Annotated in this window: 13 protein-coding genes; 8 read left to right on the top strand and 5 right to left on the bottom strand. The window is 70.2% G+C overall.

The genetic code is table 11. The features are described from left to right. Positions 1-38: 38 nt before the first annotated feature. From M2437_RS04450 to M2437_RS04430, 5 genes are all read right to left on the bottom strand, one after another. Positions 39-923, bottom strand: coding sequence for a hypothetical protein (locus M2437_RS04450; protein ID WP_253389483.1), 885 nt, complete (start codon positions 921-923; stop codon positions 39-41). Beyond that, positions 920-2995, bottom strand: a complete 2076-nt coding sequence (locus M2437_RS04445) for a glycosyltransferase (protein ID WP_253389482.1) — start codon at positions 2993-2995, stop codon at positions 920-922. The genes M2437_RS04450 and M2437_RS04445 overlap by 4 nt, the downstream gene beginning before the upstream one ends. A 3-nt stretch (positions 2996-2998) precedes the next feature. Further along, the gene (locus tag M2437_RS04440; RefSeq protein ID WP_253389481.1) at positions 2999-5029 is read right to left on the bottom strand and encodes a glycosyltransferase; all 2031 of its coding nucleotides are present in this window, start codon (positions 5027-5029) and stop codon (positions 2999-3001) included. After that, positions 5029-5718, bottom strand: a complete 690-nt coding sequence (locus M2437_RS04435; protein WP_012605814.1) for a hypothetical protein — start codon at positions 5716-5718, stop codon at positions 5029-5031. The genes M2437_RS04440 and M2437_RS04435 overlap by 1 nt, the downstream gene beginning before the upstream one ends. A gap of 195 nt (positions 5719-5913) precedes the next feature. Beyond that, positions 5914-7299 carry a M20/M25/M40 family metallo-hydrolase gene (locus M2437_RS04430; RefSeq protein WP_253389480.1) on the bottom strand — a complete coding sequence of 462 codons (1386 nt, stop codon included), beginning with the start codon at positions 7297-7299 and terminating at the stop codon, positions 5914-5916. 288 nt (positions 7300-7587) lie between these two features. On the opposite strand from M2437_RS04430, the gene M2437_RS04425 reads away from it, so the two are divergent. The 8 genes from M2437_RS04425 (at position 7588) to M2437_RS04390 (ending at position 13920) form a co-directional block, all read left to right on the top strand. After that, positions 7588-8112, top strand: coding sequence for a (2Fe-2S)-binding protein (locus tag M2437_RS04425; RefSeq protein WP_003599579.1), 525 nt, complete (start codon positions 7588-7590; stop codon positions 8110-8112). Continuing rightward, on the top strand, positions 8109-9125 hold the full coding sequence (locus tag M2437_RS04420) for an FAD binding domain-containing protein (RefSeq protein WP_056463308.1): 1017 nt from the start codon (positions 8109-8111) through the stop codon (positions 9123-9125). The genes M2437_RS04425 and M2437_RS04420 overlap by 4 nt, the downstream gene beginning before the upstream one ends. A 9-nt stretch (positions 9126-9134) precedes the next feature. Further along, positions 9135-11396 carry a xanthine dehydrogenase family protein molybdopterin-binding subunit gene (locus M2437_RS04415; protein WP_076640982.1) on the top strand — a complete coding sequence of 754 codons (2262 nt, stop codon included), beginning with the start codon at positions 9135-9137 and terminating at the stop codon, positions 11394-11396. A gap of 277 nt (positions 11397-11673) precedes the next feature. Continuing rightward, positions 11674-12042, top strand: a complete 369-nt coding sequence (gene crcB, locus M2437_RS04410) for a fluoride efflux transporter CrcB (protein ID WP_012605818.1) — start codon at positions 11674-11676, stop codon at positions 12040-12042. Positions 12043-12053: 11 nt separating this feature from the next. Then, the gene (locus tag M2437_RS04405) at positions 12054-12491 is read left to right on the top strand and encodes an EamA family transporter (RefSeq protein ID WP_012252562.1); all 438 of its coding nucleotides are present in this window, start codon (positions 12054-12056) and stop codon (positions 12489-12491) included. Then, complete coding sequence (locus M2437_RS04400; RefSeq protein WP_253389479.1) at positions 12491-13153, top strand: M15 family metallopeptidase; 663 nt, start codon at positions 12491-12493, stop codon at positions 13151-13153. The genes M2437_RS04405 and M2437_RS04400 overlap by 1 nt, the downstream gene beginning before the upstream one ends. 168 nt (positions 13154-13321) lie before the next feature. After that, the gene (locus M2437_RS04395; RefSeq protein WP_253389478.1) at positions 13322-13597 is read left to right on the top strand and encodes a hypothetical protein; all 276 of its coding nucleotides are present in this window, start codon (positions 13322-13324) and stop codon (positions 13595-13597) included. After that, positions 13594-13920 carry a hypothetical protein gene (locus M2437_RS04390; protein WP_253389477.1) on the top strand — a complete coding sequence of 109 codons (327 nt, stop codon included), beginning with the start codon at positions 13594-13596 and terminating at the stop codon, positions 13918-13920. Before M2437_RS04395 ends, M2437_RS04390 begins: the two co-directional genes overlap by 4 nt. The last annotated feature ends 3 nt before the right edge of the window (positions 13921-13923 follow it).

Raw genomic sequence — 13923 nt, 5'->3', positions numbered from 1 at the left:
CGTCGCCGCCTCGGTTTCCCCGAAGCCCGGGCGGGGTTTCAGGCCGCCGGCCACCCCTCCCCTTTCGCCAGCAGCCGCGCCGAGAAATAGCCGCCGGGGAACACGGCCGCCACGCCGGGCCGCTTGAGGCGCAGGTCCCAGGCCCGCAACTCGGCATAGCGCAGATGCAGCATCCGGCCGTCGCCGGAGCGGGAGACGAAGCAGCGCTCAAAAGCCAGGAGCTGCGTCGGCATCGGCGGGTGCGGGCCGGCGCCCGTGTCGATCTCCAGGGCAAGCGAGGCCTGCGCCCCCGCCTCGAAGGCGCGGAATGCGTCGAGCAGGGCGTCGTATTCGACGCCATCGACGCAGAGCTGCAGGCAGAAGCGCGGCGCGAAATCCGCCGTGCGGTCGAGCGGGCTGTCGCGCAGCAGCGTCAGGGCGAAGCGCCCGCCCTCGGCCTCCGGCAGGGTGAGGCGGTGATCCTCCGCCACGCCGTCGAGTGCCCGCAGGCGGTCAGGCTCGATCGGCGAGGGCGCCGCCTCGCGCCCCTCCGCCCGACCGTCGGTGCGGAAGTGCTGGAGCGGGTTGACCCCCGCCGCGACCACGTCGGGATAGCGGGCGAGATAGAGGCTGGTGCTGAAGCCGGGGTTCGGATCGAGGCCCTGCGCCGCGCCGATCTGCCCGTAGTGGCGCAGAGGATCGAGCCGGGTCCGGCCGCTCTGCCGACGGTAGAAAGCGGTGTCGAAATCCGCGTTCGGGTTCCGGTCCCGACGGGCGCCGAACCACGCGTAATGCAGGAACGGGTCGAGGCCGCTGCGCGCCACGCCTGGATTGCGCTCGCGATAATAGGCGGCATCGAACAGCTTCGGGACGCGGCCGATCACGGCGCGGCGCAGGAGCCCGCTGGCAAGGCCGACGAGGCGGGCGACGGGGGATGCGCTCATGCGACGACCTGCGCCTCACACAGGGCCCGGATCGCGGCCGCGAAGGCCTCGGCGTCGCAATCCTCGGCGATGTGCCGGCTCCCCTCCTCCCGAACCGCGTCCCACAGGGCCGCGTCCTCGTGGAGCGCCACCAGCGCCTCCGCAAAGGGTCTTGGGTCGCGCCAGTCGCGCACGAGGAAGCCGGCGCCGTCCGCCCAGCCAACCTGATCGGCGAGGATCGGCGTGACGACGCAGGGCAGGCCGCGCGCCACCGCCTCGTGGACCTTATGCGGAATGCCGGCGGCGAAGCGCGTCGGCGCCAGGAACACGCGGGCCGCATCGAGATAGGGCTCGGTCTGCGGCACCCGGCCGGTGACCTGCACACCCGGCTCGCGCGCATAGCGTTCCCGGATCTCCGGCGCGATCCCACCGACGATGGTGAGCTGCGCCGCCGGCAATTGCGCCCGGACGAGCGGCCAGACGCTCCCGAAAAACCAGTCGAGGGAATCGACGTTGGGCTGCCCTTCGCGGGCGAGCGCGCCGACGAAGACGAAGCCCGCGCGGCCGGAAAAGCCCGGCGTCGGCGCTTCGGGCCGGGTCAGGGCGTGGCCGAGCACGGTGGCGTTGCAGGCGCTGTAACGGGCGAGCACCCGTGCCTCGGCCGGGGAGACGCAGACCACCGCGTCGGCGAGCCCGAACAGGCGCGTCTCGCGCTCGGCCTGCCACGCCAGATCGGCAGCCACCGCGCTGCCCGCAGTCGCGGCCTCCGTCACGAAGTCGCGCAGCGCGAACAAGGCCTCGGAATCGAAGATCACCTTCGAGCGCACGAAGCTGCGCGGGTCGAGCCCCGCGGCGTGCAGCGCCTGCGTGACGAACAGGATGTTGTGCGGGCGGCTGACCCAGAGCACGTCGTAATGGTCGCGCCGTTCGGCGATCAGGCGGGCGAAGCCCTCGTCGCCGCTGGCGTAAGAAATCTCGATGCGCTCATCGAGGTCGCGGTAGCGCCGCGCCTCCTCTGCATCCGCCTCGTAGTTCGGGAAGAACGTCACCGCGTAGCCGAGACCCGCCATGGCATTGAGGATGGCGTTGGCCCGCGGCAGGCCGGCGCCGAGATCGAGATGCGGCACCCGGTCATCGACGTAGAGCACCCGAAGGCGCCAGGGATCGTGGTCGAGGAGGCTGGTGCCGCGCGGCTGCGGCCCCTGCGCGAACAGGCTCTGCCGGTGCCGGTCGAGGAAGTGGGCGCGGTTGCGGTCGAGCAGCGCCTCCACGTCCTCACGGCGGGCGCTGGTGGCGTTCTCGTAGTGGATCGCCGTGGCGCGCGGCTGCACGATGACGCGACGCCCGGCCTGATGGCAGCGCAGGCAGAGGTCGGTGTCCTCGAAATAGGCCGGGGCGAAGAGCGGATCGAAGCCGTCGAGCGCCTCGAACAGGGCCCGCTCGATCATCAGCACGGCGCCCGAGACGTAGCCGACATCGCGGGTCGCGGCATGCTCGGGGGCGAAGGGGTCGGCGTTGCCGCGTCCGTGCGGATGGGTGAGTTGCGCGTCGTCGCGAAAGCCTGCGCCCGATTCCTGCAGCACGCCGCCGGGGAAGACGAGGCGGGCGCCGACGATGCCGGTGCCCTCGTGATCGCGGAAGGTCGCGACCATCGCCGCCAGCGCGCCGGGCAGGAGATCGACATCCGGGTTGAGGAACAGGATGAAGCGCCCCCGCGCCCTCGCCGCGCCCGCGTTGCAGGCGGGCCCGAAGCCGGTGTTGGTGGCGTTCTCGATCAGCGTCACCCCGTCGAGATGCGGGTAGAGGGCGCGGGTCTCCGGCGCGGAGGCGTTGTCGACCAGCACGACCTCGAAGCGGACGCCGGCCAGCCCCTGGCTCGCGCAGAGGCGATAGAGGGTGAGCGCCAGGAGGTGGCGGGCATCGCGGGCGACGATGACGATGGAAACGTCCGGATCGGGCTGCGGCACGAAGGCGAGGCGCACGCTGTTGCGCTGGATCGCCTCGACAATCAGCGCGGCCTCAGCCAGCGCCGCGCGGCGACCGGTGCCGGGATCGATGGTGTCGAGCAGGGGAACGGCGGGGGTTTCGCTCATGGGCTAAGCCGTGCCCTCCGGCAGAATGATCCGGCCGATCCCGTCATCGGTGAGGAACAGGAGGCACCCGCTCGCCGGGCCTGTGGCCGCCCCGCGGAAGGACAGGCTCACGGGCAGCGGTGCCGGCAAGCGGCCGGTGAGGTTGGCATAGGTGTCGATCCGGCGCCGGTGGAGGGCCGTGACCCGCTCCAGGCGCCATTCGGAAGCGCCCTCCCCCGCGACCAGGAAGGCGGCCGCCGGATGGGTGCCGTTGACGAGCACGCCGGGCAGCAGGGTTTCGATTTCAAGCCGATCCCCTGCGCAGCCGACGATCCGGCCCTCCGTCTCCCAATCCGCCTGCATCCGGGCGAAGGCGCGGGCCAGCGCCGCGCGAGTTGCGGGCGGCAGCGTTCTATCGCGCACCCATTCGGGCGACAGGGCGACATCGAGCGGACCGAGATCGGGCGCCGCGCCGTCGGCTGCCGCCTCCGCACGGGCGAACCAGCGCTGCCGCTGCGGCGCATAGACCGCCGCCGTGCCATGGCCGGATCGCCGTTCGGTGGCCACCAGCACGCCGAGATCGGGATCGGCGGCGGGCCGGGAGCGGGCGTAGGTTTCGCAGGTCAGGACGAGGCCGCCGCCTCGGACAACCTGCCTCGGAGTTCCCTCCACCTCGGCAGCGGCGTCCCCTCTCCCCGCACGCGGGGAGAGGGCTTCGGCGACCCCGTCGTCGCCGAAGCGAGGCGGCAGCCGAAGGTGAGGGGGCGCAGACGAACGAGTCTCTACCTGTATCGCCCCCTCACCCTCGCTACCGCTTGTCGCGCCGACGACAAGGTCGTCGCGACCCTCTCCCCGCGTGCGGGGAGAGGGGGACATGCGTTCGCGTTCGTGCGCTGTTAGCAACCCGATCAGCTCCGCCTCTGCCGCCAGCGCCGTCGCGGCGTAGCGCGTGAACAGCGCCTCGCTCGCCCGCGTCAGCCGCGCCAGGGCCTCGGCGTCGGCTGCCACCGCCAGGACCGCCGCCTTCACCGCCTCCGCATCGCGGCAGCGATGGGCCGGCTCCACCGGCTCGAAACCTTCGAGGCCGATCTCGGTGCCGATCACCGGGCGGCCGAAGGAGAGCGCCTCGCCAACCTTCATCTTGAGCCCGGAGCCCATCAGCATCGGCGCCACGACGAGGTCGGCCTGGGCGTAGAAATCCTCCAACCGGTCGAGATAGCCGAGCAGCCGCACGCCGGGTCCTTCGACGCCGGGCAGGCTGCGGCAGATTTCGCCGGCGATGACGAGTTCGGGTCGATCCGGGGTCCAGCCGTCGCGCCAAGCGCGGATGAAGCGGCCGATGGAGAACAGGTTCGGGTCGTTGCCGTGGCCGAGAAAGCCGATGCGGGCGACCCGTTCCGGCACGGCGAACGGTGTCTGGGCCGGGAAATGCGGCGGCAGCAGCAGGACGCGGCTATCGCTCAGGCTTGCGAAATAGCCGGCTTCCGCCGCCTGGATCGCCAGCACGATGTCGGCGCGGGCGAGACCCGCCGCCTCGCCGGCCGCGTCGGTGTAGAAGAAGTTCGGCTCGGCGCGGAACGGCCGGTACTGGGTCTGGCGGCCGGCGAAGCGGTCGTGGGTGTCGATCAGTGTCAGGACGCCCGGCGGCACCCGTTCCAGGGCGCGCGACAGGAAGACGTAGTTCACCAGCACCGCGCCGGTTTCGGGATACGCGGAGCAGTACCACGCGACGAAGTCGCCGACCTCGTCGGGACACCATTCGTCGATTCCGAAGGCGGTCGAGCGCGTCTTCAGCGGGATCACGGTCCGCGCCTCGATCAGGAAGACGTTGCGGAACGTCCGCTCCATTTCCACGAGATCGGTCGGCGGGTGCTGGCCGAAGCGGCGATAGATCTGATCCTCGTGGGCGTAATAGGCGAGATCGATGGCAAAGCCGCCGCGGGTCAGCGCCTCGCAGGTGGCCGCCAACCGGCGCCGGTTGCCGGCGCTTACGGGCGCGGCCGGCATCGGTGCGAGCACGAGGATCGCGGGCTTCTCCGCTTGGTCGAGCGGCATCACGAGGCCCCTATCGTCAGCGCCGTGAAGCCGTGGGCGTGGAGCGCGATGGAACGCTCCGGCAGGCCCTCGGGCGCCGCACCCCAAACGGGTTCGAGGGTCAGATGCTGGCGCGGGTGCCGGCCAAAGCGCAGCCGTGCCCCGGCCACCCGCGCACAGCCCCAGCCGGCGCGTGCGCGAAACAGCAGGCCGTGCGGGATCGCGGTGCCGCCCAGCGACCAACCGTGATCCTCGTCGGCGAGATCCGGCGCATCCTCGGCGACCGGCAGCGCGATGACCGACGCCTCGATGAGGCCGAACAGGCGCCCGAGCGGCGCGAGCCCGGCCGTGCCCGCCGAGAGCAGCGCCCGCGCGAGCAGGGTTCGCTCGGACGGAGGCAGGACATCGCTCGCGGCCGGCTCGGACCGCACCACGAGGTCGCGGAAATGCGTGGCGAGGGTGACGCCCTCGCGCAGTGCAGCACCCTCCGCTTCGAGCGCCAGCAGGCAGACGGGACCGTCCGGCGCACCCGCTTCAAGGCCGGAAAAGACCCAGGTCACCAGCCGCACCGTCTCGGGCGCCGCGACATGCAGCGGAATCGGCAGCGAGGGCGGCAGGGGAAAGCGCAGCACGCAGGCGCCGGGCGCGGCCTCGATGAGCCGGCCGGGGACGGCCCCCTGCATCGGCTGTGACAGCGCAGCGGCACTCATGCCGTCACGCCGTTTGCCGAGGGGACCAACGAGCCTCCCACCCGCAGCCTCATCCTGAGGTGCCGCGCAGCGGCCTCGAAGGATCGTCCAGGGATCGCGTGGGATCTGGAACACCCTTCGAGGCCCGCTGGCGCGGGCACCTCAGGATGAGGACGGCGGATGGGAATTCCCGGTGTCATTGGCGCCGCGTCGCCCTCACGCCTGCGCCAACGCCGAGAGGATCCGCGCCCAGGAGCGCGTGCCCTTGTGGAAGCTCGTCAGTTCGTACTTCTCGTTGGGCGAGTGGATGCGGTCGTCGTCGAGGCCGAAGCCGATCAGCAGGGTATCGAGGCCGAGGATGCGCTTGAAGTCGCCGACGATCGGGATCGAGCCGCCAGCCCCCACCGCCACCGCCGGGCGGCCCCACTCGGCCGCGAGCGCGGCCTGGGCGGCGGCGAGCTGCGGCATGTCGTAGGGCAAGGCCACCGCCCGCGAGCCCTTGTAGCAGATCACCTCGACCGAGCAGTCGGCGGGGATGCGCGCGCGCACGAAGGCCTCGAAGGTCTTCGAGAGCTGCTCCGGGTCCTGGTCGTCCACGAGGCGGAACGAGACTTTCGCGGAGGCCTGGGAGGCGATGACGGTCTTCGTCCCCTCGCCGGTATAGCCGCCGATGATGCCGTTGACGTCGCAGGCCGGGCGCGACTGGATCAACTCGATCGGCAGGCGCCCGCGCTCGCCGGCCGGCTCTTTTAGGCCGATGGGTCCCAGGAACTTCTCAGGGGTCAGGCCGAGACCGCGCCACTGCTCCAGCAGCTCGGGCGGGGGCTCGCGCACGCCGTCGTAGAAGCCCGGCAGGGTCACGCGGCCGTCCGCGTCATGGAGGTCGGCGATGATCCGCGACAGGACGTGGATCGGGTTGGCCGCCGCACCGCCGAAGAAGCCGGAATGCAGGTCGCGGTCGGCGCAGGTCACCTTCACTTCGTAATAGGCGAGCCCGCGCAGCGAGGTGGTGATCTGCGGCGTCTGCCGATCCCACATGCCGGTGTCGCAGACGAGCACCACGTCGGCCTTCAGCCGCTCGCGGTTGGCCTCGACCCATTCGGGCAACCCCTGAGAGCCGTTCTCCTCGGCACCCTCGATCAGGATGGTGACGCCGACGGGCAGGTCGCCGTTCATCGCGAGATGCGCCCGGCACGCCTCGACGAAGGTCATGACCTGACCCTTGTCGTCGGAGGCGCCGCGAGCAACGATGCGCTTGGTGCCGTCGGTCTCCTCGATGCGTGGCTCGAACGGCGAGGTGCGCCACAGATTCAGCGGATCGACCGGCTGCACGTCGTAATGGCCGTAGAACAGCACGTGCGACGCCCCCGGCTTCGGGCGGTGCGCCAGCACGACGGGATGCAGCGAGGTCTCCTCGACGCTGGTTTCGAAGCCGAGCGCGGCCAGGTTTCCTTCGAGCCACTGCGCCGCCTCGCGGCAATGGCCGGCATAGGCGGAATCCGTCGAGATCGAGGGGATGCGCAGCCACGCGAACAGCCGCTCCAGGCTGTTGTCCAGATCGCGGTCGATGTCGTTGAGGACGGGGTCGAGTGCATCGGCCATGGCGGCTCCTCGAAGTCGGCGTGCGGGGCAAGCGTTAGCCGAGCTTCTCGCCCCGCGTAACCCCGGCCCGCCGGGAAGCGCGCCTAAGCCTCGCTGGTCCGTGATCGCGCCGTGCCGTCCCTCCCCAGGGCGAGCGGAACAGGGCCACCTTGGAATCGTTATCGCCACGACCCGGTGCGGGCCCTGAGCCCACGCCCTTCCAAGACGCGCTCCCCGTCCGGCCCCTCGCGAAGCCCTGTGCCTCGCGTTCCGTCCGTGCGGAGCCCGAGCCTCATCACGGATGTAACCATGCTCATCGACAGCGGTTCGCCCGGCGCCGTCGGGACAATCGGCATCACGCTCACCATCAATGGCGAGCGGCGCGCGCTTCAGGTGGCGCCCTGGACCACGCTGCTCGATCTCCTGCGCGAGCGCCTCGATCTGACCGGCACCAAAAAGGGCTGCGACCACGGCCAGTGCGGCGCCTGCACCGTGCTGGTGAACGGCACCCGCATCAACTCCTGCCTCACCCTCGCGGTGATGAAGGACGGCGCGGAGATTACCACCGTCGAGGGGCTCGCCGGCCTCGCCCATCGCGAGGGCAAGAACAGCCTTCACCCGATCCAGGAAGCCTTCGTCGAGCACGACGCCTTCCAGTGCGGCTACTGCACTCCGGGCCAGCTCTGCTCCTCGGTCGGCCTGATGAATGAGGGCCATGCCAAGACCCGCGACGAGATCCGTGAGGCGATGAGCGGCAACATCTGCCGCTGCGGCGCCTACACCAACATCGTCGATGCCATCGAAGAGGTCATGCACCAGGGAGACGCCCGATGAACCGCTTCGATTACGTTCGCCCCAGCACGGTGGCGGAGGCGGTGCAGGCGCTGGGCAGCGACCCGGCGGCCCGCTTCATCGCCGGCGGCACCAACCTCATCGATCTGATGAAGTACGACGTCGAGCGGCCGGGCAAGCTCATCGACATCACCCGCCTGCCGCTCGGCGAGATCGAGGAGCGCGACGGTGGCCTGCGCATCGGCGCCCTCGTCACCAACGCGACGCTGGCCTACGATGCCCGCATCCGCGAGCGCTATCCGCTGCTGGCGGACGCGATCCTGGCCGGCGCCTCGGCACAGCTCCGCAACGCGGCCTCGACCGGCGGCAACCTGCTGCAGCGCACCCGCTGCTACTACTTTTACGATACGGCGACGCCCTGCAACAAACGCGAGCCGGGCTCCGGCTGCTCGGCCATCGGCGGCGTCGATCGCATCCACGCGATCCTCGGCACCAGCGAGCACTGCATCGCCACCCACCCGTCCGACATGTGCGTGGCGCTCGCCGCGTTGGAAGCAACCGTGCAGGTGAGCGGGCCGCAGGGTGACCGTTCGATCCCCTTCGCCGACTTCCACCGCCTGCCCGGCGACGAGCCCTCGAAAGACACCAACCTCGCGCCCGGTGAGATCATCCTCGCCATCGACCTGCCGGCCAAGGGCTTTGGCGGCAAGCACCACACCTACCTGAAGCTGCGCGACCGGCTCTCCTACGCCTTCGCGCTGGTCTCGGTTGCCGCCGCGCTCGAACTCGACGGCCAGACCATCCGCACCGCGCGCCTTGCGCTCGGCGGCGTCGCCCACAAGCCCTGGCGCAACACCGAGGCCGAGGCGCTGCTGCAGGGCAAGCCGGCCACCCGCGAGAGCTTCAAGGCCGCGGCCGACCTGATCCTGCGCGAGGCCAAGCCGCAGGCGACCAACGGCTTCAAGATCGAGCTGGCGCGCCGCGCCATCGTCCGCGGCCTGGAGCAGGCCGCCGCCGGCACGCCCCAGTCCCAGTCCGACAAGCGCATCCAGTAAGGAGCAGCCATGACCGTCCAGATCAGCCCGGCGGCCGGCCGCGACCGTTTCGTCGGCAGCGCCGTCAGCCGCGTCGATGGCCCGGCCAAGGTCACGGGCCTCGCCAAATATGCCGGCGAGTTCGCCGCGCCCGACCTCGCCTACGGCGTGGTCGTGTCGAGCGCCATCGCCAAGGGCAGTGTGCGGAGCATCGACGCCTCCGCCGCAGAGGCGGTGCCGGGTGTCATCAAGGTGATCACCCACGAGAACCGCCCGGCCACCTCCGACAATCCGGAGGATTACCAGGACGCGGTGGCGCCCCCCGGCGCGCCGTTCCAGGCGCTAGCGACCAACCGGATCGTGTTCTCCGGCCAGCCGGTGGCCCTGGTCGTCGCCGAGGATTTCGAGACGGCGCGCTACGCCGCCTCCCTGGTGCGGGTCGATTACGGGGTCGTGGCGCCGCGCACCGACCTCTCGGCGCAGGCCGCCGAGGCCTTCGATCCGCCGATGAAGCGGGCCGGCATCAAGCCGCCGCCGGAGCCATGGGGCGATGCCGAAAAAGCGTTCGATGCGGCCGAAATTCGCGTCAACGGCCAGTACCGGATGGCCGACGAGCACCACAACCCGATGGAGCCGCACGCCTCGACTGTCGTCGTGGAGAAGGACGGCACCTACACGGTCTACGACAAGATCCAGGGCGTTTCGAACACCCACGACTACATCGCCAGCGCCTTCGGTCTGAAGCCGGAGCAGGTGCGGGTGCTGAACCCCTATCTCGGCGGCGGCTTCGGCTCGGGCCTGCGCCCGCAATACCAGCTCTTCCTGGCGATGCTGGCGGCGAAGGATCTCGGCCGCTCGGTGCGGGTGACGCTGACCCGCGACCAGATGTGGTCCTTCACCTACCGCTCGGAGGCGCTCCAGACTGTCTCGCTGGGCGCCGACCGCTCGGGCAAGCTCACCGCGCTCAAGCACGACGCGGTGCAGGGCACCTCGGCCTACGAGGATTACCAGGAGGTTGTCGTCAATTGGTCGGGCGTGCTCTACGACTGTGACAACGTCGCGCTCACCTATAGCCTTGCCAAGATCGATACCCCGACGCCGGGCGATATGCGCGCGCCCGGCGCGGTGACTGGCGTCTACGCCATCGAGACGGCGATGGACGAACTGGCCTACGCCACCGGCCAGGATCCGATCCAGCTTCGGTTGAAGAACTACACCGAGAGCGACCCGACCGAGGACAAGCCGTTCGGCTCCAAGGCGCTCAAGGAGTGCTTCCGGGAGGGCGCCGAGCGCTTCGGCTGGAGCCGGCGCAACCCGCAGCCGCGCTCCATGCGCGAGGGCCGGGAACTCGTCGGTTGGGGTATGGCGACCGGCATCTGGGAATCGATGATGATGCAGTCGAGTGCGCATGCCGTGCTCACCGCGGACGGCCGGCTCGAAGTTGGCAACCAGACGGGCGACATCGGCACGGGCACCTACACGATCCTGACCCAGATCGCTGCCGACACGCTGGGCCTGCCGCTCGAACACGTCACGACCAAGCTTGGCGACACCAAGCTCGCCAAGGCCCCCGTGGCCGGCGGCTCGTGGACGGCGGCCTCCTCCGGCACCGCCGTGATGAAGGCCTGCCGCGACATCGCCGAGCAGGCGTTCAAGCTGGCGCGCGGCATGGAGAACTCACCGCTGGCCAACGCCGATTTCGAGCGCGTCGTCTTCTCGAACGGCCGCATCGAGGTGGCGGGCGATCCGTCCAAGAGCGTGGCGCTCACCGACGTTCTAAAAGCGACCGGCACGCAGAAGCTGGAGGCGACCGGCGAGGCCGCACCGGACAAGGATTTTGCGCAAGAATTCGAGGCCTACACCCATTCGGCGATCTTCGTGGAGGTGAAGATCGACGAGGAACTCGGCCAAGTGCGCTGCACCCGCGTGGTGTCGGCCATCGCGGCAGGCAAGATCATCAATCTCAAGACGGCCCGCAGCCAGATCCTCGGCGGCGTCGTCATGGGTATCGGCTCGGCCCTGCACGAGGAATCGATGCTCGACCACCGCATCGGCCGGTTCATGAACCACAATCTCGGCGAGTACCACGTGCCGGTGCATGCCGACATCCACGACATCGACGTGATCTTCGTGGACGAGGAGGACAAGGCGAACCCCCTCGGCGTGAAGGGCCTCGGCGAGATCGGCATCGTCGGCGTGGCCGCTGCGATCTCCAACGCGGTCTACCACGCCACCGGCAAGCGCATTCGCCACCTGCCGATCACGCCCGATAAGATTTTGGGCGAGGACTGAACCACCCCGTCGGCTCGAAACAGAAGCCCCGTCGGCCCAGTGCCGGCGGGGCTTTCTTTTGAAGGGCCGGCTCCAACGACCCGTGCCAGACCTGTTGCCGTCGCATTGTCCGGATCGCTTGGCGGACGCTCGCAAAGACGGCCAAGCATGGCCCGAACCGCCCATGCAGAGCGCACCGGTTTCTGGCGGGACGCGCGTTCGGCCGCTCGATGCGCTAGATCTGCACGCGCCTTGCTAGCCCGCTGCCGTCGCCGCATCTGATCCCGAGCCTTCAGCCTTGAACACCCTTCTCGTTTTCCTCGGTGCCGGCCTCGGCGGTGTCATGCGCCACGGCGTCAACGCCTGGGCCGTGCGGCTCGGGGCGAGCTTTCCGTGGGGCACGCTCGGCATCAACGTCGCCGGATCGGTGCTGATGGGGATCGTCACCGGCTGGCTGGCCGCGCGCGGCGGGCCACCCCAGGCGCGGCTGTTCGTGGCCACCGGGATCTTGGGCGGCTTCACCACCTTCTCGACCTTTTCCCTCGAAGCCTTCACCCTGATGGAGCGCGGCGACGGGCTGGCGGCGCTCGCCTACGTGCTCGTCTCGGTTCTGGCCGGCATCGGCGGGCTGGCCCTGGCCCTGATCGTGATGCGCCACGCCCTGTGAAGGAGGAAGCGGTGAGCGAATGGCTCCTGTCGTGGCGGTTCTGGGCCCTGCTCTCCGCGGGGTTCGCCGCCGCCACGGCGATCCTCGCCAAGGTCGGCATCGACGGCGTCGCGCCGGATGTGGCGACCTTCATTCGAACGCTCGTCGTGGTGGCGCTCGCCGGGGCGATCCTCGCCGCGTCCGGACAGGCGCAGGAGCTGGGCCGCGTCTCCGGCAGAAATCTCGTCTTCCTGATCCTGTCGGGGCTCGCCACTGGGGCGTCTTGGCTCTGCTACTTCCGGGCGCTCGCCCTCGGGGACGCCGGCCGCGTCGCGCCGCTCGACAAGCTGAGCGTCGTGCTCGTGGCCGTGTTCGGCGTCCTCTTCCTCGGCGAACGCCTCGCACCCCATCACTGGCTCGGCGTCGGGCTGATCGCGGCGGGCGCGGGGCTGCTGGCATGGCGGGCCTGATGCGCGTCGCACTGACGGGCCTCGCCCTCGCCGCGTCCCAGCCGGCCGCGGCGGAAGCCGATCCCTTCGTCGATGCCGCCCGGCACGTGCCGGGGCTCGCGCTCGACATGCGCTATGCCGGCTCCGACAACTTCGTCGGCCGGCCCATCGTCGGCTACGAGGCACCGCGCTGCCTGCTCACCCCGCAGGCCGCCGGCGCGCTGGCCCGGGTGCAGGCGTCGCTGGCGCCGGACGGCCTCGGCCTGAAAGTGTTCGACTGCTACCGCCCGCGCCAGGCGGTGGCCGACTTCGCCGCCTGGGCGCGCGACCCGGCCGACACACGCATGAAGGCCGCCTATTACCCGCGGACGGACAAGGCGGATCTGTTCCGCCTCGGCTACATCGCCGAGCGCTCGTCGCATTCCCGCGGCTCCACCGTGGACCTGACGCTGGTGCGCAGCGCCGACGGCGCCGAACTCGACATGGGCACGCCGTTCGACCTGTTCGACCCGGCCTCGGCGACGGATTTTCCCGGCGTCAGCCCGATCCAGTCGCGCAACCGTCACCGCCTGCGCGACGCGATGATTCGCGCCGGCTTCGTGCCCTACGCGCAGGAATGGTGGCACTTCACCCTCAAGGGCGAGCCCTACCCCGACACGGCCTTCGACCAGCCCGTCCGCTGATCGACACCGTCCGGCCCGGCCAAACCGAGATGCTGCAGTGATTTTTTGAGGCGTGTTGAATTGTTCTAAATCAATAGTGCGAAGCCTCGGAACAGAGCTCGATTAAAGCATTTCCAATGTTTTGAAGATCGCTTGCGCAATATCGACAGATGGAGCCATGATAAATGCATGGCGCACCTTCTGACATTCCCGAACGCTTCTACCGTCAGCGCGTGGCCCTTGCGGGCCGATACGCTGTCCTCGGTCCGCGACGGCTCCGGCGGCTTGGCTGGTCTGCTCGCGGCCCTCGACGCGGTGCTCGAATCCGTGCGCCTCGTGTGGTGGGACGGCTCCTCCCTCGGCCTGAGCCGGGGTGGCCTCGAATCTCTGGTCGGGCTGGAGCCGGGAGACGCGACACCGCCGCGGCTGGTGCCGGTCGACGTGCGGGAGCAGGTGCAGGCATGAGCGCCGGCCTCGTCACGGCCCCGCCCGACGCGTCGGAGCGGCACGCGCAGGGCACGCTGGAGCGGGCACTCACGACCGCGTTCTGGCAGGCACTTCAGCGCGAGCCGATGCACGTCATGGCCGCCCTCGAAGCCGCGGCGCGTACCGTCGGCACGCTCTACCGTCAGGTGGCCGCCGCACACGGTCCCGAAGGGCACTGCCCCTGCGGCTGGGAGCCCGACCCGGAAACCGACCTCATCGTCCTGGAGGCGATGCTGGCCGCCGCCCTCTCCCGCCCGGCCCAGCTGGATCTCGCCGACATGGTGCCCGCCGGGCGGGCCTGACCG

It is taken from the genome of Methylorubrum pseudosasae, from assembly GCF_029504475.1.
Taxonomy (GTDB): Bacteria; Pseudomonadota; Alphaproteobacteria; order Rhizobiales; family Beijerinckiaceae; genus Methylobacterium; species Methylobacterium extorquens.
The sequence above is the reverse complement of the archived record's forward strand: the minus strand, read 5'-3'. Positions and strand labels throughout refer to the sequence as shown.

Excerpts from the sequence above, each read along its gene's own strand:
- M2437_RS04425 (WP_003599579.1), top strand. The coding sequence starts at position 7,588 with ATGCTCATCGACAGCGGTTCGCCCGGCGCCGTCGGGACAATCGGCATC.
- M2437_RS04390 (WP_253389477.1), top strand. The coding sequence starts at position 13,594 with ATGAGCGCCGGCCTCGTCACGGCCCCGCCCGACGCGTCGGAGCGGCAC.
- M2437_RS04435 (WP_012605814.1), bottom strand. The coding sequence starts at position 5,718 with ATGAGTGCCGCTGCGCTGTCACAGCCGATGCAGGGGGCCGTCCCCGGC.
- M2437_RS04400 (WP_253389479.1), top strand. The coding sequence starts at position 12,491 with ATGCGCGTCGCACTGACGGGCCTCGCCCTCGCCGCGTCCCAGCCGGCC.
- M2437_RS04430 (WP_253389480.1), bottom strand. The coding sequence starts at position 7,299 with ATGGCCGATGCACTCGACCCCGTCCTCAACGACATCGACCGCGATCTG.
- M2437_RS04440 (WP_253389481.1), bottom strand. The coding sequence starts at position 5,029 with ATGCCGCTCGACCAAGCGGAGAAGCCCGCGATCCTCGTGCTCGCACCG.
- M2437_RS04395 (WP_253389478.1), top strand. The coding sequence starts at position 13,322 with ATGGCGCACCTTCTGACATTCCCGAACGCTTCTACCGTCAGCGCGTGG.
- M2437_RS04445 (WP_253389482.1), bottom strand. The coding sequence starts at position 2,995 with ATGAGCGAAACCCCCGCCGTTCCCCTGCTCGACACCATCGATCCCGGC.
- M2437_RS04420 (WP_056463308.1), top strand. The coding sequence starts at position 8,109 with ATGAACCGCTTCGATTACGTTCGCCCCAGCACGGTGGCGGAGGCGGTG.
- M2437_RS04415 (WP_076640982.1), top strand. The coding sequence starts at position 9,135 with ATGACCGTCCAGATCAGCCCGGCGGCCGGCCGCGACCGTTTCGTCGGC.
- M2437_RS04450 (WP_253389483.1), bottom strand. The coding sequence starts at position 923 with ATGAGCGCATCCCCCGTCGCCCGCCTCGTCGGCCTTGCCAGCGGGCTC.